Genomic DNA, 17,413 nt, shown 5'->3' with positions numbered 1-17,413 from the left:
AAGACATTACACGCTCGGTCGCCGATCGCCCAAATCCGTTTCGAAGCCCCATCCCGAGCCCCTGATCGGCGCCGCCCTGAACCCTTGATCAGCCGCTCTTCCGGCGCTTGATCAGCGGTTCGGCAGCAACCGGTCCACCTCCCGCACCATGCGTGCGCCCCGGTCCCACGCACCCCGCCGGGCGACACCGGTACGACTATTCAGCTCCTCCTCGAACCCGACACATCACACCCCTAGGCTCGACTCACTCTGCGTGATCCTGTCCCCCTCCCTGGAGCGCGATGCCCGACAGCCGGCCGCGGCCGCCAGACGACCACGCCGCCGACGCGGCCAACGGCCGGGAGAGCTCCGCGCTGACGCTCTGCGGGGCCCGTCTCACCGACGGCCGGATCGTGGACGTACGGCTCGCGGGCGGCCGCATCGAGGCCGTCGGCACCGCCGGCAGCCTCACCGCACCCGCCGCGCGCATCGATCTGCGCGGCCACCTGCTGCTGCCCGCGCCCGCCGAACCGCACGCCCACAGCGACACCGCGCTCACCGCCGACGGCGCCGGACCGGGCTCCCCGGGACCGGCCTCGCACCTCCCCGAGGAGATCCAGCGACGCGCCACCGAGGCCGCGTTGCTCCAGCTCGGCCACGGCGCGACCGCCCTCCGCTCCCACGTACGGATCGGTGACGTACAGGGCCTCGCCGCCCTCGAAGCCGTCCTCCAGGCACGCCGCTCGCTGCGCGGACTCGCCGATCTGACCCCGGTCGCCGTCCCCCGGCTGCTCACCGGCATCGCGGGCGCCGACGGCCTGGCCATGCTCCGCGACGCGGTGAAGATGGGGGCCGGCGCGGTCGGCGGCTGCCCCGACCTCGACCCGGACCCGACGGGGTACGCCGAAGCCGTCCTGGAGATCGCCGCCGAGCACGGCTGCCCCGTCGACCTGCACACGGACAGTGACGACCCGGCCCGGCTGGCCCGGCTCGCGGCGATGGCGGGCGGACTGCGGCAAGGGGTCGCGATCGGCCCCTGCGGGGGTCTCTCGCGGCTCACCCGGGAGGCCGCGGGCCGCGCCGCCGACCAGCTCGCCGCGTCCGGGGTGACGGTGATCTGCCTGCCCCAGGGCGGCTGCTGCGGAGTGGAGCGCCGGGGCACCGCCCCCGTACGGCTGCTGCGCGCGGCCGGGGTGCGGGTCGCGGCGGGCAGCGGGGCCCTGCGGGACCTCGCCAACCCGGTCGGACGCGGCGACCCGCTGGAGGCCGCCTTCCTGCTGGCCTCGCAGAGCGGGCTGCGGGCCGAGCACGCCTACGCGGCGGTCTCCACGGAGGCCAGGCGCGCGATGGGGCTGCCCGAGGTGCGGATCGAGGCGGGCTTCCCGGCCGAACTGCTCGCCGTGCGCGGCGAACAGCTCACCGGGGTGCTCTCACTGGCGTACAGCCGGATCGTGGTGCACCGCGGCCGGGTGGTGGCCCGGACCAGCGCGGTACGCGAGTACTGCGACTCGGAGACGGGCGGCGGACCCGGGCTCCCCCGCCAGGCGAGGCCGGAATCCGGTCCCGGCGGCGGGCCTTGACCGCACCGCGGCATCCTCCGGCGTACGGTCGTGACCATGCGCATTGTCATCGCAGGTGGACATGGTCAGATCGCACTGCGGCTGGAGCGGTTGCTCGCTGCACGCGGGGACGAGGCGGCGGGCGTCATCCGCGATCCCGGGCAGAGTGACGACCTCCGGGCGGTCGGCGCCGAACCCGTGGTCCTGGACCTCGAATCGGCCACCGTGGAGGAGACCGCCGAGGTACTGCGCGGCGCCGACGCGGTGGTCTTCGCGGCCGGTGCGGGCCCCAACAGCGGTACCGCCCGCAAGGACACGGTGGACCGCGGGGCCGCGGTCCTCTTCGCGGACGCGGCGGAGCGGGCCGGGGTGCGGCGCTACGTCGTGGTCTCGTCCATGGGCGCCGACCCCGACCACCCCGGCGACGAGGTGTTCGACGCGTACCTGCGGGCCAAGGGTGCGGCGGACGCGTACGTGCGTTCCAGGACGGCGCTCGACTGGACGATCCTGCGCCCCGGAATGCTGACCAACGACGCGGGCACCGGCCAGGTGCTGCTCGCCGCGTCGACCGGCCGCGGCCCGGTGCCGCGCGACGACGTGGCGGCCACGATCATGGAGCTGCTGGACACCCCGGCGTCGGCGGGCCTGACGCTGGAGCTGATCTCGGGCAACGTTCCGGTGATGGTCGCGGTGAAGGACATCGCGGGCAACTGACGCGGGCACCGGGGACGGCGGATCCGGCGTCCCCGTCTGCCGCCCCGGTCAGCCGCCCCGGTCAGCCGCCCGGTGCCGGACGTACGGTGATGCCGTGCCGCTCCAGCAGGGCGGCGGTGACTCCGTCGCCCTCCCGCAGCTCGCCGGCGAACGTACCGTCATACACCGTGCCGCGCCCGCACGAAGGGCTGCGGGCCATCAGCAGCGCCCCGGTGCAGCCGGTCCGGCGCGCGGCCTCCAGTGCCCGCCCGGCGCCGTCGAGGAACGCCTCGGTCACGTCGTGCCCGGCGTCGTCCACGACGCGTGCACGGCCGTCCAGCACGTCGTGGCCGTCGCCGCCGACGATCTCGGCGGGGCGGCGGGGCGTGGGCAGCCCGGCGGCGACCTCGGGGCAGAAGGACACGGCCCGGCGGCCGCCGATGGCCGCGGCCATCTCCGCGGAGGCCTTGCCCCGGCCGTCGAAACGGCAGGGCACCCCTTGGAGACAGGCACTGACCAGCACGGATTCCATGTTCACGCCCTTCGCGACGGCACAACAGAGAAGGCCCCCGTCCGAGGACGAGGGCCTTGCTTTGTGGCGGCGCCAGGGTTCGAACCTGGGTAGGCTGAGCCGGCAGATTTACAGTCTGCTCCCTTTGGCCACTCGGGCACACCGCCAAGGGATGCTGCCGTGAGACCCGTCTCTCGACGGCGCTCTGTGGCAACGACGTAAACGATACCTGATGCCCAGGGGTGCTACGCCACTGGATTGACCAGCGGCCCGGACGGGCGCGGGTGGCTAGGCTTTGGTGGGCGGCGTGGTGCCAGCGGGCCCCGCGGCCGCCCCGTAGACATCCCGTTTCCAGCACCCCCGATACAAGGAGCCACACGTCATGGCCGACTCCAGTTTCGACATCGTCTCGAAGGTCGAGCGGCAGGAGGTCGACAACGCCCTCAACCAGGCCGCCAAGGAGATCTCGCAGCGTTACGACTTCAAGGGCACCGGCGCCTCGATCTCCTGGTCCGGCGAGAAGATCCTCATGGAGGCCAGCGGCGAGGAGCGGGTCAAGGCGATCCTCGACATCTTCCAGTCCAAGCTGATCAAGCGCGGCATCTCGCTGAAGTCGCTGGACGTGGGCGAGCCCCAGCTGTCCGGCAAGGAGTACAAGCTCTTCGCCACCATCGAGGAGGGCATCTCCCAGGAGAACGCCAAGAAGGTCGCGAAGATCATTCGCGACGAGGGCCCCAAGGGCGTCAAGGCGCTGGTCCAGGGTGACGAGCTGCGGGTCAGCTCGAAGAGCCGGGACGACCTGCAGACCGTTCAGGCCCTGCTGAAGGGCCAGGACTTCGACTTCGCCGTGCAGTTCGCGAACTACCGGTAGGAAGCGGCGGTCCGGGCGCGGAGCGGAATGCGTTCTTCCGCGCCCGGACGCCATGTCCGAATACCGCCGGTCGCGGCGGTACGGGCGACGCAGACTGGTCCGTGGCGGCCGATGATCCGGCTGCCGGGCGGACGAGGAGAGGGACGAGCCATGACCATGTACGCGACGGTCGACAGCCCGCTGGGCGAACTGCTGCTGGTCGGCGAGAAGGCCGCGGGACCGGCCGGCGACGGGGCCGCGCTCGTCTCGCTCTCCCTGCCGGGCCAGAAGGGCGCGGCGGTCGTCCAGGACGGCTGGAGCCACGAGCCCGGGGCCTTCGCGGGAGTGGCCGCGCAGCTTCGGGAGTACTTCGAGGGCCGGCGGACCCGCTTCGACATCGTCCTCGCGGACGGCCGGGGCACCGAGTTCCAGCGCCGGGTGTGGGCCGCGCTGGACGACGTCCCCTACGGAGAGACGGTGTCGTACGGGCAGATCGCCGGGCGGGTCGGGTCCTCCGGGGCGGGGGTACGGGCCGTGGGCACGGCGATCGGGCGCAATCCGCTGCTGGTCGTACGGCCGTGCCACCGGGTGATCGGCGCGGACGGGGCGCTGCGCGGCTACGCGGGCGGCCTGGAGCGCAAGGAGCGGCTCCTGGGGCTTGAGGGCGCACTGGCGGTGCGCTGATGACCGGGCTCTTCCCCAGGCCTCGGGCGGAGGTCGCGCCGGGGGCCGTGCACGTCCCGGAGTGGCTGTCCGTGGAGCAGCAGCGGGAGTTGGTGGCGGCGTGCCGGGAGTGGGCGCGCGGGCCCGTGCCGCTGCGGCACACGGCGTTGCCGGGCGGCGGGGTGATGTCCGTACGGAGTGTGTGCCTGGGGTGGCACTGGCAGCCGTACCGGTACTCGCGTACGGCGGACGACGTGAACGGTGCGCCGGTCGCCCCGTTTCCGGAGTGGCTCGGGGAGTTGGGGCGGGCGGCCGTGGCGGCGGCGTACGGGGCGGAGAGCCCTGTGCGGGCGTACGCGCCGGACACCGCGCTGATCAATTTCTATGACGCCGCGGCGCGGATGGGCATGCACCAGGACAAGGAGGAGCGGTCGGGTGCGCCCGTGGTGTCGCTGAGTATCGGTGACACCTGTGTCTTCCGCTTCGGGAACACCGAGAACCGGGGAAGGCCCTTCACGGATGTGGAGTTGGCCTCGGGGGATCTGTTCGTCTTCGGCGGGCCGTCGCGTTTCGCGTTCCACGGGGTGCCGAGGATCCGGCCGGGTACGGCCGGTCCCGCGACGGGGATGAGCGGTGGTCGGCTCAATCTGACCCTGCGCGAGACCGGGCTGGGCGTCTGAACAATGGCCGCGTGTCAGCGGCGTTCGCGGGAGTTCCCGAAGAACAGGCGGTAGATGATCAGCAGGACCAGCGATCCGCCGATGGCCGCGACCCAGGTCTCCACGTCGACGAAGTCCTTGGATATGGGGCGGTCCAGGAACTTCGACGATATCCAGCCACCGAGGAAGGCACCGACGATGCCGGTCAGGGTGGTCCCCACAAGGCCGCCGGGGTCGCGGCCCGGCAGCAGAATCTTGGCGATGACGCCGGCAATCAGTCCGAGAATGATCCAGGCAAAAATGCTCATGCGTGCGAACCTACCCGTCACTCGGTCTTGGAATCCAAGACGTTCGTGACGGTCGGCCGGTTGCGGTCCGCGGTGCGCGGACCGGTGTCTCGGGTTGTCCGGTTTGCCGCCCGGAGGGGGCTCCTACCAGCCTGCGAACTCCTCGTCGGTGCTGACGATCTCCTTGCCGAAGGGCATCAGCGAGACGGGGATCAGCTTGAAGTTCGCGATGCCCAGCGGGATGCCGATGATCGTGATGCACAGGGCGATTCCCGTGGTGATGTGCCCCAGCGCCAGCCACCAGCCGGCGAGGACCAGCCAGAGGACGTTGCCCACGCAGGAGGGTGCGCCCGCGTCCCGGCGGTCGACGACGCGGTGGCCGAAAGGCCACAGTGCGTAGACGCCGATGCGGAAGGCCGCGAGGCCGAACGGGATACCGATGATCGTGATGCACAGCAGGAGGCCCGCGACGAGGTAGCCGAGGAACATCCAGAAGCCGCACAGGACCAGCCAAATGACGTTCAGAATGGTTTTCACGGGCGATGACCTGCCATCTGCTCGAGTCGGGCAATGCGCTCCGCCATCGGCGGATGTGTCGAGAACATCTTGGACACGCCCTGCCCGGGGCGGAAGGGATTCGCGATCATCATGTGGCTCGCGGTCTCGATCCGCGGCTCCGGAGGCAGGGGAAGCTGCTTCGTGCCGGCGTCCAGCTTCCGCAGGGCGCTCGCCAGGGCCAGCGGATCACCGGTCAGCTGGGCGCCCGAGGCATCGGCCTCGTACTCGCGGGACCGGCTGACGGCCAGTTGGATGACGGAGGCGGCGAGCGGGCCCAGGATCATGATCAGCAGCATGCCGAGGATGCCGGGGCCCTCGTCGTCGTTGGAGCGGCCGACCGGGATCAGCCAGGCGAAGTTGACCAGGAACATGACGACGGAGGCGAGCGCTCCGGCGACGGACGAGATCAGGATGTCGCGGTTGTAGACGTGGCTGAGCTCGTGGCCGAGGACGCCGCGCAGCTCCCGTTCGTCCAGGATCTGGAGGATGCCCTCGGTGCAGCAGACCGCGGCGTTGCGCGGGTTGCGTCCGGTCGCGAAGGCGTTGGGGGCCTGCGTCGGGGAGATGTAGAGCCGCGGCATGGGCTGGCGGGCGGCGGTGGAGAGCTCACGGACCATGCGGTAGAGCTGGGGCGCCTCGAACTCGCTCACCGGGCGGGCCCGCATGGCGCGCAGCGCCAGCTTGTCGCTGTTCCAGTACGCGTAGGCGTTGGTGCCGACGGCTACCAGGAGCGCGACGATCAGGCCGGTACGTCCGAAGAAGCTGCCGATGAGGATGATGAGTGCGGACAGGCCCCCGAGGAGTACGGCGGTTCTCAGCCCGTTGTGCCGGCGGTGCACGGTACGCCCTCCAGGTGGTGCAAGCAGGGGGACCCTTTGCTTGGTGGGTGCTCCACTCCCCAGTGGAGCTTCCCGTACTGGTCAACGCCAGGCGAGGAGAGCTAGTTCCCTTGTGCTTGCGGTCCGGTGCGCCCGTGGGACCGGGCCGCTCCGGCTGTTCGGGCCGGAGCGGGCCTTGGGCCGTACGGGTGGAGGCGTGCCCGGGGGTCAGCGCTGGACGGGGAGTTTCGCGAGTGCGAGGGCCTCGGGGTCGGGCTCGACCTCGCTGGTGCAGTGGGCGCAGCGGGAGGCGACGGCCGGGATCTCCGTGTAGCAGCGGGGGCAGTCGCGCAGGGCGGCCTTGATGTCGGCCTGCTCCTCGTCCTTCTTGGCCGTGAAGCGGTTCTGGACCTTGGCCATGGGCACGACGACACAGAAGTAGAGGACCGCGGCGGTGATGAGGAAGGCGATGGCGGCGCTGACGAAGAGTCCGTAGGGGAACGTCACGTCGTCGAACTTGAACTCGGCCTTGCTGAAGTCGCCGGTGCCGCGGGTGATGAGGCCGATCAGCGGCACGATGAACGCGTTGCTGAACCCGGTGACGACTGCGGTGAACGCGGCTCCGACGGCGAGGCCGATCGCCATGGAGATCACGTTTCCGCGCAGGATGAATTCCTTGAACCCGTTCAGCACTGCTCTGGCTCCTCTGTGATGCCGACGCGGGGTGCGTCGTGTGCGGGCATGACCTTGCCCTGAGCGGGCTGCCGGGGGCAAGCCGACCCTGGATCCGCTGGAACGGGTACCGGACAGGTGTCGGAACGCTGTCAGAACAGGTTGACGGCGGCGAACCTGAGGACGGTCTGCGGGGCGCCGGAGAGGGCGATCCCGGCGACGGCGGTGAGGACGATCGCGGCGGTCAGCGGGACCGGGGTCCGGTGCCGGGCGGCGGGCCGCGGCTGCTCCGTACCGTCCTGCGCGGGGCCGCGGAACAGGGTGGCGGTCCACTGGAGGTAGTAGTAGAGCGCGATCACGACGTTGACGGCCATGACGACGGCGAGCCAGCCGAGTCCGGCGTCTACGGCCGAGGAGAAGACGGTGACCTTGGCGAAGAGGCCGATGATGCCCGGCGGCAGTCCGGCCAGGCAGAGCAGGAAGAAGCCCAGCGCGAGGGCGGCAAGGGGCCGGGTGGCGTAGAGGTTGCGGTAGTCGGCGATGCGGTTGCCGGGGTGGGTACGGGCGACCAGGGCGGCCACCGCGAACGCGCCGAGGTTCACGACGGCGTACATCAGGGCGTACGCGACGGTGGAGCCGATCTGCCGGTCGCCGGCGTACGCGGCCGCGGCGATCGGCACCAGGAGGTAGCCGGCCTGGGCGACGGACGACCAGGCGAGGAGGCGTACGGCGCTGCGGGCGCGGGTGGCGCTCTGGCGCAGCGCGGCGACGTTGCCGACGGTCATGGTGAGCGCGGCGAGGACGGCGAGGACGGGGCCCCAGACGTCGGCGTAGGAGGGGAACGCGACCACGGTGACGAGGATGAGGCCGGAGAAGCCGACGGCCTTGCCGACGACCGAGAGGTAGGCGGCGATCGGCAGGGGGGCGCCGACGTAGGTGTCGGGGACCCAGAAGTGGAAGGGCGCGGCGGCCGTCTTGAAGGCGAAGCCGACGAGGGTGAGGGCGACACCCGCTTGGGCGAGGGTGGTGAGCTGCCCGGGGACGTCGTCGAGGCGGCCGGCGATCTCGGTGAGGTGGAGGGTGCCGGTCGCCGCGTAGACGAAGCTGACGCCGAGGAGCATCACGGCGGTCGCGACGACGGAGGACAGGAAGAACTTCAGCGCGGCCTCGGAGGAGCGCCGGTCGCCGCGCTTGATGCCGACGAGGGCGAACGCGGGCAGCGAGGCGACTTCGAGGGCGATGACGAGGGTGGCGAGGTCCCGGGCGGCGGGCAGCAGTGCGGCGCCCGCGGCCGAGGACAGCAGCAGGAACCAGAACTCGCCGGCCGGGAGCTTGCGGGTGTCGCCGATCGAGAGCAGTGCGGTGAGCAGTGCTCCGCCGAGGACGAGGACCTGGATGATCAGGGTGAAGTGGTCGGCGGTGTAGCTGCAGGCGCGGCTGCCGGTGGTGAGGCAGAAGGTGGAGCGGTCGCCGTCGCGCAGCGGGATCAGGAGGGCGAGGGCGGCGACGAGTCCGCCGACGGCTCCGTAGCCGAGGAGCGGTTTGCGTTCCCGGGGGACGAAGAGGTCGGCGACCAGGACGGCGAGGGCGACGGCCGCGACGGTGACCGGGGGCGCGATGGCGAGCCAGTCGACGGACTGGACGAGGCTGGTGGTGCTCTCGGCCGCTGTGGTCACGACTTGCCTCCTGCGAGGAGCTTCTGCACGGCCGGGTCGGTGAGGCCGAGGAGGACGGCGGGCCACAGGCCGGCCAGGACGGTGAGGGCGGCGAGGGGGGTCCAGGCGGCGAACTCGTGGTGCTGGATGTCGGGGATCCGGTGCGGTTCCTCGCGCTTGGCGCCCATGCAGACGCGGCGCACCAGCAGGAGCATGTACGCGGCGGTGAGCAGGGTGCCGAACGCGGCGACGGACATGAACGTCAGGAAGGCGGGGCGGTTCAGGCCGTCGGCCGGGTCGAAGGCGCCGAACAGGGTGAGCATCTCGCCCCAGAACCCGGCGAGGCCGGGCAGGCCCAGGGAGGCGACCGCGGTGAACGCGAGGAGGCCGCCGAGGCGGGGCGCGCTGCCGTAGAGCGCTGCGCCGGTGGCGCCGGAGAGGGTGTCGAGGTCGGCGGTGCCGTACCGGTCCTTGACCGCGCCGACCAGGAAGAACAGCAGGCCGGTGATGAGCCCGTGGGCGATGTTGGCGAAGAGCGCGCCGTTGACGCCGGTGGGGGTCATGCTCGCGATGCCGAGGAGCACGAAGCCCATGTGGCCGACGGAGGAGTACGCGATCAGGCGCTTCAGGTCGCCCTTGGCGCCGGGCCGGACGAGGGCCAGGCAGGCGAGCGATCCGTAGATGATGCCGGCGACGGCGAAGGCCGCGAGCCAGGGCGCGAAGGTGTGCATGCCGTCGGGGGCGATCGGGAGCAGGATCCGGACGAACCCGTACGTGCCCATCTTCAGCAGGACGCCCGCGAGCAGGACGGAGCCGACGGTGGGGGCGGCGGTGTGGGCGTCCGGGAGCCAGCTGTGCAGCGGCCACATCGGGGTCTTGACCGCGAGTCCGATCCCGATCGCGAGAACGGCGGTGACCTGCACGGACGAGGTGAGGCCGCGGCCGTTGTCAGTGGCGAGTGCCACCATGTCGAAGGTGCCGCTCTTCACTCCGATGAGGAGCAGGCCCAGCAGCATGACGACCGAGCCGAGCAGGGTGTAGAGGATGAACTTCCAGGCGGCGGCCTGCTTCCGCGCACCGCCCCAGCGGGCGATGAGGAAGTACATCGGGATGAGCACCATCTCGAACGCCAGGAAGAACAGCAGCAGATCGAGGACGGCGAAGGTCGCGAGGGTGCCGGACTCCAGGACGAGGATGAGCGCGACGAAGGCCTTCGGGGAGGGTCCCGCCGGCATCTTGAAGTAGCTGTGGAGCGCGCAGAGGAAGGTCAGCAGCGCGGTCAGTACGAGAAGGGGGAGCGAGATGCCGTCGATGCCGAGATGGATGCGGACGTCGAGCGCCGGGATCCAGCTGATGTCGGTGGTGGCCTGCATCTTCGACGGGTGGTCGTGGTCGAAGCCGGCGGCCAGCACGAGCGTGGCGAGGAGGATCACGCCGGTGACGGTCACGCCGTGGCGGAGCACGGCCTGGTCGGGGTTCCTGCCCTTCAGTCCGGGCGGGGCCGGGAGCAGGGCCGCGACGGCTCCGAGGAGCGGGGCGACGACGACGAACGCCAGAAGGAACTGCATCACGGAGGCGCTGATATCGATCACGGTTCACGACCCGGCGTTGACGTTGGCGAAGACGACGGCGGCGACCGCCAGGACCAGGGAGCCGGCGAGCAGTGCGCTGAGGTAGGTCTGCACGTTGCCGGTCTGGGCACGGCGGACGGCGGTGCCGAGCCAGCGTGCGCCGGTGGCGGAGCCGCGTACGTAGGTGTCGACGACCTCGCGGTCCAGGAAGCGCACCAGGCTCGCGGCGGCCTGGACGGGGCGGACGAACAGCGTCGCGTAGACGGCGTCCAGGTGGAAGCCGGCTGCCGCGTGGCGGTGGAGCGGGCCGAGCAGGAGCCGGCCGGGGTCGGCCGGGTCGGGTGCGTCACCGGCGTCTCCGTAGGCGGCGGTGTGGCTCTCCATGGCCTCGACCTCGATGAGGGCGGGTTCCGCCTCGGGGTGGGCGACGACGGAGCCCATGGGGGTCCGGGCGGCCAGTGCCGTGGTGTGGCGCCAGGCCCCGTAGGTGACCAGGCCGCCGACGAGGCCGACGCCGGTGGAGAGGACCGCGGTGGTCAGCGACGGGGTGAGGCGGTGGCCGTCGAACCAGTCGCCGATGACACCGGCGGTGAGTCCGAGGGCGATGGTGGGGACGGCCAGGACCCAGAGGACCGAGGTCATGGCGACGGGCTGCCTGCCGTGGTCGGGGGCCTCGGCGCCGCGGCCCCGGAAGGCGAGGAGCCAGAGCCGGGTGGCGTACGCGGCGGTGAGGACGGCGGCCAGGAGTCCGGCGACCAGGACGGTCCAGCCGGCGGCGGCCGGGGCGACGTGGCGGTCGCCGAGGGCGGTGTGCTCGGCGGCGACGAGGACGGCTTCCTTGGAGAAGAAGCCGGCGAACGGCGGGATGGCGGCCAGCGCGAGGAGCGCGACGGTCATCGTCCAGTAGGCGTCGGGGATGCGCTTGGCCAGGCCGCCCATGCGGGACATGGCGGCCAGTGAGTTGGTGCCGGCGGCGTGGATGACGACGCCCGCGGCGAGGAAGAGGACGGCTTTGAACGCACCGTGCGAGAGGAGGTGGAAGACGGCGGCACCCCGGTCGCCGACGGCCAGGGCGCCGGACATGTAGCCGAGCTGCCCGATCGTGGAGTAGGCGAGGACGCGCTTGATGTCGTCCTGGGCGAGGGCCGCGAGTCCGGAGCCGATCATCGTGACGGCGGCCATGACGGCGAGGACGACGAGCGCCGCGCCCGAGGCGGCGAACACGGGGAGCAGCCGGGCCACGAAGTAGATCCCGGCGGCGACCATCGTCGCGGCGTGGATCAGCGCGGACACGGGGGTGGGGCCGGCCATCGCGTCGGGCAGCCAGGTGTGCAGGGGGAACTGCGCGGACTTGCCCGCGACACCGGCGAGGAGGAGCAGGGCGATCACGGTGGGGTGGTCGAGGCCGCCGTGGGCGACGGAGCCCAGGATGCCGGTGATGCGGAAGGTGCCCGTGTCGGCGGCGAGGGCGAACAGGCCGATGAGGAAGGGGACGTCGCCGAGCTTGGTGATCAGGAAGGCCTTGAGGGAGGCCGCGCGGGCCTCTGGCGTCTCCCAGTAGTGGCCGACCAGGAAGTACGAGCAGATGCCCATGACCTCCCAGCCGACCAGGAGCACCATCAGGTCGCCGGAGTAGACGACGAGCAGCATCGCGGAGGTGAAGAGGGAGACGAGGGCCGCGTACGAGGGGTAGCGGGGGTCGTCGCGCAGGTACGCGGTCGAGTAGATCTGCACGCAGCTCGCCACGAGGGCGACCAGGACGGCGACGAGGACCGCGAAGCCGTCGAGGTGCAGGGCGAGGTCGACCGGGACCGAGCCGGTGGGGGTGAGCTGGGTCGCGGCGTCGATGGCCCGTCCGCCGCCCTGGCGGGCCGCGACGACGGCCGCGATGACGAGGGAGACGAGGGAGGGCAGTACCGCGAGCGGGCGGACGAATCCGGGGGCGCCGCGTCCGAGCAGGAGTCCGGCCGCCGCTCCCAGGAACGGGAGGAGGGGGACGAGGACGGCGAGGGTCGTGGTGGTCACGGGGTGGCCTCTGCCTTCTTTGCCTTCCCTGCCGGAGCAGTGGCCTGGTCTTCGGTGCCGGAGGCGGTGCCGCCGTCGTCACCGCCGTCGCCGTCCGGGAGGGTCTCGGCCTCGTCGGTCTCGGCGGTGTCGCGGAGTCGGTCGATGTCGGAGCTGCCGCGGTTGCGGTAGACGGCGAGGACGATGGCCAGGCCGATACCGATCTCCGCCGCCGCGACGGCGATGGTGAACAGGGTGAGGGCCTGGCCGGAGTGCAGGGCGTCGCGGAGCCACACGTCGAAGGCGACCAGGTTGAGGTTGACGGCGTTGAGCATCAGCTCGACGGACATCAGGACCAGGATCGCGTTGCGGCGCGCGAGCACTCCGTAGAGCCCGGCGCAGAAGAGGAGGACGGCGAGCACGGCGGGGTAGGCGAGGTGCATCAGCTCTTGTCCTCTCGGCCCTTGCGGGACAGGACGACCGCGCCGACGAGGGCGGCGAGCAGGAGAACCGAGAGCGCCTCGAAGGGGAGCACCCAGTGCCGGAAGAGGAAGGCTCCGGTGGCTTCGGTGGACCCCTGGACCGGCCCGTCCAGCTCGATCCAGGTGGTGCGGAACGCGTCCACGACGACCCAGACGAGGGTTCCGGCGGCGGCGACGGCCACCGCGAGGGCGGGCAGGCGGTTCTCCGAATCGGCGTCCGGGGAACGGCCGATGGGGGCCCTGGTGAGCATCAGGCCGAACAGCAGGAGGACGACGACGGAACCGACGTAGATCAGTACCTGCACCCAGGCGATGAACTCCGCCGTGAGCAGGAGGTACTCGACGGCGAGGCCGCCGAGCGTCACGATCAGCCAGAGGGCCGCGTGCACCAGCTGTCGGGTCGTGACGGTGACGAGGGCCGCGCCGAGGGTGACGATCCCGACCAGCACGAACGCGATCTCGATACCGGACGGGGAGAGGAAGCCGGGGTGGCTCTCGGTGAGGCCGAAGACGGGTCCGGAGGCGCCCGGGGCGGTGGCGAGGGTGGTCGCGGTCGCGGTGGCGGTGATCACGCCCGGCCCTCCTGGTCCGTCGCGGAGGAATCGGCCGGGGCGGGCGGGCCGGCCGCGGCGGCGGCCTCCTGCTCGCGCTGGGTCCGGAGCTTCTCCGCCGTCTTGCGGGCGGCGGCGATCTCCTTCGGTTCCTCGGCCGCCGGGTCGAGGGCCGGCGGCTCCGGCACCGTCCACATCCAGTCGCGGAGCTTGTCGCGCTCATGGGTGAGTTCGAGGATGTCCGTCTCCGCGTACTCGAACTCCGGCGACCAGAAGAGCGCGTCGAACGGGCACACCTCGATGCAGATCCCGCAGTACATGCAGAGCGAGAAGTCGATGGCGAAGCGGTCCAGCACATTGCGGCTCCGCTCGCGCCCGCCGGGGGCCGCGGCGGGCACCGTCTCCTTGTGGGAGTCGATGTAGATGCACCAGTCGGGGCACTCTCGGGCGCAGAGCATGCAGACCGTGCAGTTCTCCTCGAACAGCGCGATGACGCCGCGGGAGCGGGGCGGCAGTTCGGGCTGCACGTCCGGGTACTGGGCGGTGACGGTCTTCTTCGTCATCGTCCGCAGGGTGACGGCGAGACCCTTGGCCAGGCCTGCGCCGGGGATCGGGGGCACTAGTTGATCGCCACCTTCACGATGCCGGTGAGCGCGATCTGCGCGAGAGCGAGCGGGATGAGGACGGTCCAGGCGAGCTTCTGCAGCTGGTCCTCGCGGAGACGGGGATAGCTCACGCGCAGCCAGATGACGACGAAGGCGAGGACGGCGGTCTTCAGGAGCGTCCAGACCCAGCCCAGTCCGTCGGCGCCCAGCGGGCCGTGCCAGCCGCCGAGGAAGAGCACGGTGGTCAGTGCGCACAGCACGACGATGCCCGCGTACTCGGCGAGCAGGAACAGGGCGAAGCGGAGGCCGGTGTACTCGGTGTAGGCACCGAAGATGATCTCCGAGTCGGCGACCGGCATGTCGAAGGGCGGGCGCTGGAGTTCGGCGAGTCCGGCCACGAAGAAGACCAGGGCCCCGGTGATCTGCCAGGGCAGCCACCACCACTCGAAGGCGTCGAGGATGCCGGGGAGCGAGACCGTGCCGGCCGCCATCGCCACGGAGGCGGCGGCGAGCAGCATCGGCAGCTCGTACGCGAGCAGCTGAGCGGCGGTACGGAGACCGCCGAGCAGCGAGAACTTGTTGGCCGACGCCCAGCCCGCCATGAGCGAGCCGAGGACGCCGATGCCCATCACGGCGAGCACGAAGAAGATGCCCGCGTCGACGACCTGGCCGACCGCGCCCTCGCCGGGGCCGATCGGGATGGCGACGAGCACGAGGAGGTACGGGAGCAGCGCGACGGCGGGGGCGAGCTGGAAGACGCGGCGGTCCGCGTCGGCCGGGACGATGTCTTCCTTCTGCACGAACTTCACGCCGTCCGCGACGAGCTGGGCCCAGCCGTGGAAGCCACCGGCGTACATCGGACCCAGGCGGCCCTGCATGTGGGCCATCACCTTGTGTTCGGTCTGGCCCACGACGAGGGGGACGACCATGAACACCGCGAACACGATGACGAGGCGGAGGGCGACGTCCAGTACGTCGTTCACTCGGTATCGCCTCCGGCGGGTGTGTCGGGAGTCTCGGGAGTTTCAGGGGCGTCTGGTGTCTCGGGTGCTTCGGTAGTCGCAGAGGTCTCTGGTGCTTCAGGAGTGTCGGGTGCTTCGGGTGCGCGGGGGGTGTGAGGGGTGGCCGTGTCCGAAGTCCCGGCGTCCGGTGCGTCGTCGAAGGCCGGGCGGGCGTTGTGCCACGGCGCGTCCGTGGCCGGAGCCGGGCCGGAAGGCGTCCCGCCCCCGGCCGCGTCGCCCACCGGCGGCTGGTCCGCCGAGCTCTGGGACGCCGAGCCCTGGGACGCGGTACGGGTGCGACGCGGCGGCCCTGTCCTGCGCGCCGGCTCCGTACCAGCAGCACCGGCAGCACCAGTAGTGGCAGCGGCCCCGGCAGCACCGGTATCCGCGCCACCAGTACCGTCCGCGCCCGATGTCGGCGGCGTGACCGGCTGCTGGCCCGCCGAACCGTCGCTCGCGCTGCGGGTGCGGCGGGCCGGGCGGTCGCCCGCGGGCCTCGCCGTGCGGGCGGGACGGGCGGGGGCAGGCGGGAGCTGGCCCTTCAGCGGGCCCCATTCGTTCGGGTCGGGGACGCCGGGCGGCAGCATCGTGCGGCGCTTCGGGCCGCCGTGCTCCGACTCGCCCGGCTCCTTGGCGCCCGGCCAGGCCTTGGCCACGCGGGCCGCCAGGACGAAGTCCTTGCGCAGGGGGTGTCCCTCGAAGCCCTCGGGCAGCAGCAGGGGGACCAGGTGCGGGTGGCCGTCGAAGGCGATGCCGAACATCTCGTGGGTCTCGCGCTCGTGCCAGCCGGCACCCGCGTAGACGCCGATCGCGCTGGGCAGCACGGCCGCCTCGTGCGGAACGGTCGTGCGGACCAGCAGCCGCCGGACCGTCGGACCGGGTGCGGAACGGTCGGGCAGCGCGGCGAGGTGGGCGCAGACCCGGAAGCCCGTGCCCGGTTCGTCCACGGCGCTCAGCCAGTCGAAATAGGTACAGCCGAGTCCGTCACGCGCCGTTTCCAGCGCGGCGATCCAGGAGGCGGGCGGCACATCGACGGTCAGCAGGTCGTACGCCTGCTCCGCCGTGGCGTCCTCGCCGAAGATCTCGGTCACGGCGTCCGGCAGCCGGTCGTAGCTCTCGGCGGCCGTCACTTCGGCTCCTCCCCGGAGGCGTCCGGCGCGGACGGTGCCTGCGGTGCCTGAGGCGTCTGAGGTGCCTGAGGCGCGGCGACCAGTCCGCTGCGCAGCGCGGCGGTGGAGGGGCGGGTCGCGCCGTCGTTCGCGTAGCGCTCGCCCAGCGACTCGCGCGCGATCTTCTCCTGGAGCTTGAGGATGCCCTGGAGCAGGGCCTCGGGCCGGGGCGGGCAGCCAGGAACGTAGACGTCCACCGGGATGATCTGGTCGACGCCCTTCGTCACCGAGTACGAATCCCAGTACGGGCCGCCGCAGTTGGAGCAGGCGCCGAAGGAGATGACGTACTTGGGCTCGGGCATCTGCTCGTACAGCCGCTTCACCGCGGGGGCCATCTTGTCCGTCACCGTGCCGGAGACGATCATCAGGTCGGCCTGGCGGGGGCCCGGGGCGAACGGGATCACGCCGAGCCGGATGAAGTCGTGGCGCGCCATGGAGGCGGCGATGAACTCGATGGCGCAGCAGGCGAGTCCGAAGTTGAAGACCCACAGGCTGTAGCGGCGGCCCCAGTTGAGGACCACCTTCATCGGCTCGGGTGCGAGCCGGGACAGCACGCCCAGCCGCTTCGGCTCAGGAAGGAACGTGGGTACGGGATCGGCTGCGGGCACGGGTACGGAACCCGGCTCCGGCTCCGGTCCCGACTGCGGCTGACCGGTTGACGACGGGCTCGTCACGTCCATTCGAGGACGCCCTTCTTCCATGCGTAGAGCAGTCCCACGGCCAGGAAACCGAGGAAGATGAACATTTCCACCAGCGTCGTCGCGCCGTATCCGGGCGCGGCGAAGACGGTCGCCCACGGGAACAGGAAGATCGAGTCGACGGCGAAGACCACGTACAGGAACGCGTACACGTAGTAACGGACCTGGGTGTGGGCCCAGCCCTCCCCCACGGGGTCCACGCCGCACTCGTACGTGAGGAATTTCTCCGGCGTCGGGACCACGGGACGCATCAGCCGGCCGGTGCCGAAGGCGACGGCGACGAACAGCACCCCGACCACGGCGAGCAGTCCGACGACCGAGTAGCTGTGGAAGTACTCCGACGCGAGAACGGCCGGTCCCGGCAGGTCCGCAACGTCCGCCACGTCCGCCCCTCGCTCCCTCGAACCTCTCCGACGATCTGTACGCAC

Annotated in this window: 20 protein-coding genes and 1 tRNA gene; 5 read left to right on the top strand and 16 right to left on the bottom strand. The window is 71.5% G+C overall.

Going from position 1 to position 17,413, the window contains the following annotated elements:
• The first annotated feature begins 281 nt into the window (after positions 1–281).
• Together ACIQM0_RS21465 and ACIQM0_RS21460 are read left to right on the top strand one after the other, a co-directional pair.
• Positions 282–1,559 (top strand): amidohydrolase family protein, encoded by a 1,278-nt coding sequence (locus ACIQM0_RS21465; RefSeq protein WP_401288971.1) that lies wholly within the window; start codon positions 282–284, stop codon positions 1,557–1,559.
• A gap of 36 nt (positions 1,560–1,595) precedes the next feature.
• Positions 1,596–2,252 (top strand): SDR family oxidoreductase, encoded by a 657-nt coding sequence (locus ACIQM0_RS21460; RefSeq protein WP_401288968.1) that lies wholly within the window; start codon positions 1,596–1,598, stop codon positions 2,250–2,252.
• A gap of 61 nt (positions 2,253–2,313) precedes the next feature.
• Here ACIQM0_RS21460 and ACIQM0_RS21455 read toward each other — a convergent pair whose 3' ends face one another.
• Both ACIQM0_RS21455 and ACIQM0_RS21450 read right to left on the bottom strand, forming a co-directional pair.
• On the bottom strand, positions 2,314–2,763 hold the full coding sequence (locus tag ACIQM0_RS21455; RefSeq protein ID WP_401288964.1) for a DUF523 domain-containing protein: 450 nt from the start codon (positions 2,761–2,763) through the stop codon (positions 2,314–2,316).
• A gap of 64 nt (positions 2,764–2,827) precedes the next feature.
• Positions 2,828–2,909, bottom strand: a tRNA-Tyr gene (locus ACIQM0_RS21450).
• Between the two features lie 215 nt (positions 2,910–3,124).
• On the opposite strand from ACIQM0_RS21450, the gene ACIQM0_RS21445 reads away from it, so the two are divergent.
• From ACIQM0_RS21445 to ACIQM0_RS21435, 3 genes are all read left to right on the top strand, one after another.
• Entirely contained in the window at positions 3,125–3,613 is a 489-nt protein-coding gene (locus ACIQM0_RS21445; RefSeq protein WP_024493478.1) for a YajQ family cyclic di-GMP-binding protein, read from the top strand.
• Between the two features lie 150 nt (positions 3,614–3,763).
• Entirely contained in the window at positions 3,764–4,276 is a 513-nt protein-coding gene (locus tag ACIQM0_RS21440) for a methylated-DNA--[protein]-cysteine S-methyltransferase (protein WP_401288961.1), read from the top strand.
• On the top strand, positions 4,276–4,935 hold the full coding sequence (locus tag ACIQM0_RS21435; protein ID WP_401288958.1) for an alpha-ketoglutarate-dependent dioxygenase AlkB family protein: 660 nt from the start codon (positions 4,276–4,278) through the stop codon (positions 4,933–4,935). The genes ACIQM0_RS21440 and ACIQM0_RS21435 overlap by 1 nt, the downstream gene beginning before the upstream one ends.
• Before the next feature lie 14 nt (positions 4,936–4,949).
• Here ACIQM0_RS21435 and ACIQM0_RS21430 read toward each other — a convergent pair whose 3' ends face one another.
• The 14 genes from ACIQM0_RS21430 to ACIQM0_RS21365 form a co-directional block, all read right to left on the bottom strand.
• Positions 4,950–5,222 carry a GlsB/YeaQ/YmgE family stress response membrane protein gene (locus ACIQM0_RS21430; RefSeq protein WP_401288955.1) on the bottom strand — a complete coding sequence of 91 codons (273 nt, stop codon included), beginning with the start codon at positions 5,220–5,222 and terminating at the stop codon, positions 4,950–4,952.
• A gap of 123 nt (positions 5,223–5,345) precedes the next feature.
• Positions 5,346–5,738 carry a YccF domain-containing protein gene (locus ACIQM0_RS21425; protein WP_363024418.1) on the bottom strand — a complete coding sequence of 131 codons (393 nt, stop codon included), beginning with the start codon at positions 5,736–5,738 and terminating at the stop codon, positions 5,346–5,348.
• Positions 5,735–6,598 carry a zinc metalloprotease HtpX gene (htpX, locus tag ACIQM0_RS21420; RefSeq protein ID WP_401288952.1) on the bottom strand — a complete coding sequence of 288 codons (864 nt, stop codon included), beginning with the start codon at positions 6,596–6,598 and terminating at the stop codon, positions 5,735–5,737. Before htpX ends, ACIQM0_RS21425 begins: the two co-directional genes overlap by 4 nt.
• A gap of 207 nt (positions 6,599–6,805) precedes the next feature.
• Positions 6,806–7,270, bottom strand: a complete 465-nt coding sequence (gene mscL / locus ACIQM0_RS21415) for a large conductance mechanosensitive channel protein MscL (protein ID WP_363024414.1) — start codon at positions 7,268–7,270, stop codon at positions 6,806–6,808.
• A gap of 131 nt (positions 7,271–7,401) precedes the next feature.
• The gene (locus ACIQM0_RS21410) at positions 7,402–8,925 is read right to left on the bottom strand and encodes an NADH-quinone oxidoreductase subunit N (RefSeq protein WP_401288949.1); all 1,524 of its coding nucleotides are present in this window, start codon (positions 8,923–8,925) and stop codon (positions 7,402–7,404) included.
• Positions 8,922–10,472 (bottom strand): NuoM family protein, encoded by a 1,551-nt coding sequence (locus ACIQM0_RS21405; RefSeq protein WP_401289456.1) that lies wholly within the window; start codon positions 10,470–10,472, stop codon positions 8,922–8,924. Before ACIQM0_RS21405 ends, ACIQM0_RS21410 begins: the two co-directional genes overlap by 4 nt.
• 27 nt (positions 10,473–10,499) lie before the next feature.
• The gene (locus ACIQM0_RS21400) at positions 10,500–12,500 is read right to left on the bottom strand and encodes an NADH-quinone oxidoreductase subunit L (RefSeq protein WP_401288946.1); all 2,001 of its coding nucleotides are present in this window, start codon (positions 12,498–12,500) and stop codon (positions 10,500–10,502) included.
• Positions 12,497–12,922, bottom strand: a complete 426-nt coding sequence (gene nuoK, locus ACIQM0_RS21395) for an NADH-quinone oxidoreductase subunit NuoK (RefSeq protein ID WP_401288943.1) — start codon at positions 12,920–12,922, stop codon at positions 12,497–12,499. The genes ACIQM0_RS21400 and nuoK overlap by 4 nt, the downstream gene beginning before the upstream one ends.
• The gene (locus tag ACIQM0_RS21390) at positions 12,922–13,425 is read right to left on the bottom strand and encodes an NADH-quinone oxidoreductase subunit J (RefSeq protein ID WP_363024486.1); all 504 of its coding nucleotides are present in this window, start codon (positions 13,423–13,425) and stop codon (positions 12,922–12,924) included. The genes nuoK and ACIQM0_RS21390 overlap by 1 nt, the downstream gene beginning before the upstream one ends.
• A gap of 104 nt (positions 13,426–13,529) precedes the next feature.
• The gene (locus ACIQM0_RS21385; RefSeq protein ID WP_401288940.1) at positions 13,530–14,132 is read right to left on the bottom strand and encodes a NuoI/complex I 23 kDa subunit family protein; all 603 of its coding nucleotides are present in this window, start codon (positions 14,130–14,132) and stop codon (positions 13,530–13,532) included.
• Complete coding sequence (locus ACIQM0_RS21380; protein WP_401288937.1) at positions 14,132–15,100, bottom strand: NADH-quinone oxidoreductase subunit H; 969 nt, start codon at positions 15,098–15,100, stop codon at positions 14,132–14,134. The genes ACIQM0_RS21385 and ACIQM0_RS21380 overlap by 1 nt, the downstream gene beginning before the upstream one ends.
• The gene (locus ACIQM0_RS21375; RefSeq protein WP_401288934.1) at positions 15,097–16,248 is read right to left on the bottom strand and encodes an NADH-quinone oxidoreductase subunit C; all 1,152 of its coding nucleotides are present in this window, start codon (positions 16,246–16,248) and stop codon (positions 15,097–15,099) included. The genes ACIQM0_RS21380 and ACIQM0_RS21375 overlap by 4 nt, the downstream gene beginning before the upstream one ends.
• Entirely contained in the window at positions 16,245–16,967 is a 723-nt protein-coding gene (locus ACIQM0_RS21370; RefSeq protein WP_401288931.1) for an NADH-quinone oxidoreductase subunit B, read from the bottom strand. The genes ACIQM0_RS21375 and ACIQM0_RS21370 overlap by 4 nt, the downstream gene beginning before the upstream one ends.
• Positions 16,958–17,368 carry an NADH-quinone oxidoreductase subunit A gene (locus ACIQM0_RS21365; RefSeq protein WP_401288928.1) on the bottom strand — a complete coding sequence of 137 codons (411 nt, stop codon included), beginning with the start codon at positions 17,366–17,368 and terminating at the stop codon, positions 16,958–16,960. Before ACIQM0_RS21365 ends, ACIQM0_RS21370 begins: the two co-directional genes overlap by 10 nt.
• Between the last annotated feature and the right edge of the window lie 45 nt (positions 17,369–17,413).

Origin of the sequence: Streptomyces sp. NPDC091387 (assembly GCF_044756945.1) — a bacterium.
Taxonomy (GTDB): Bacteria; Actinomycetota; Actinomycetes; order Streptomycetales; family Streptomycetaceae; genus Streptomyces.
Note: the sequence above shows the minus strand (reverse complement) of the source record. Positions and strands in the feature narration are given on the sequence as shown.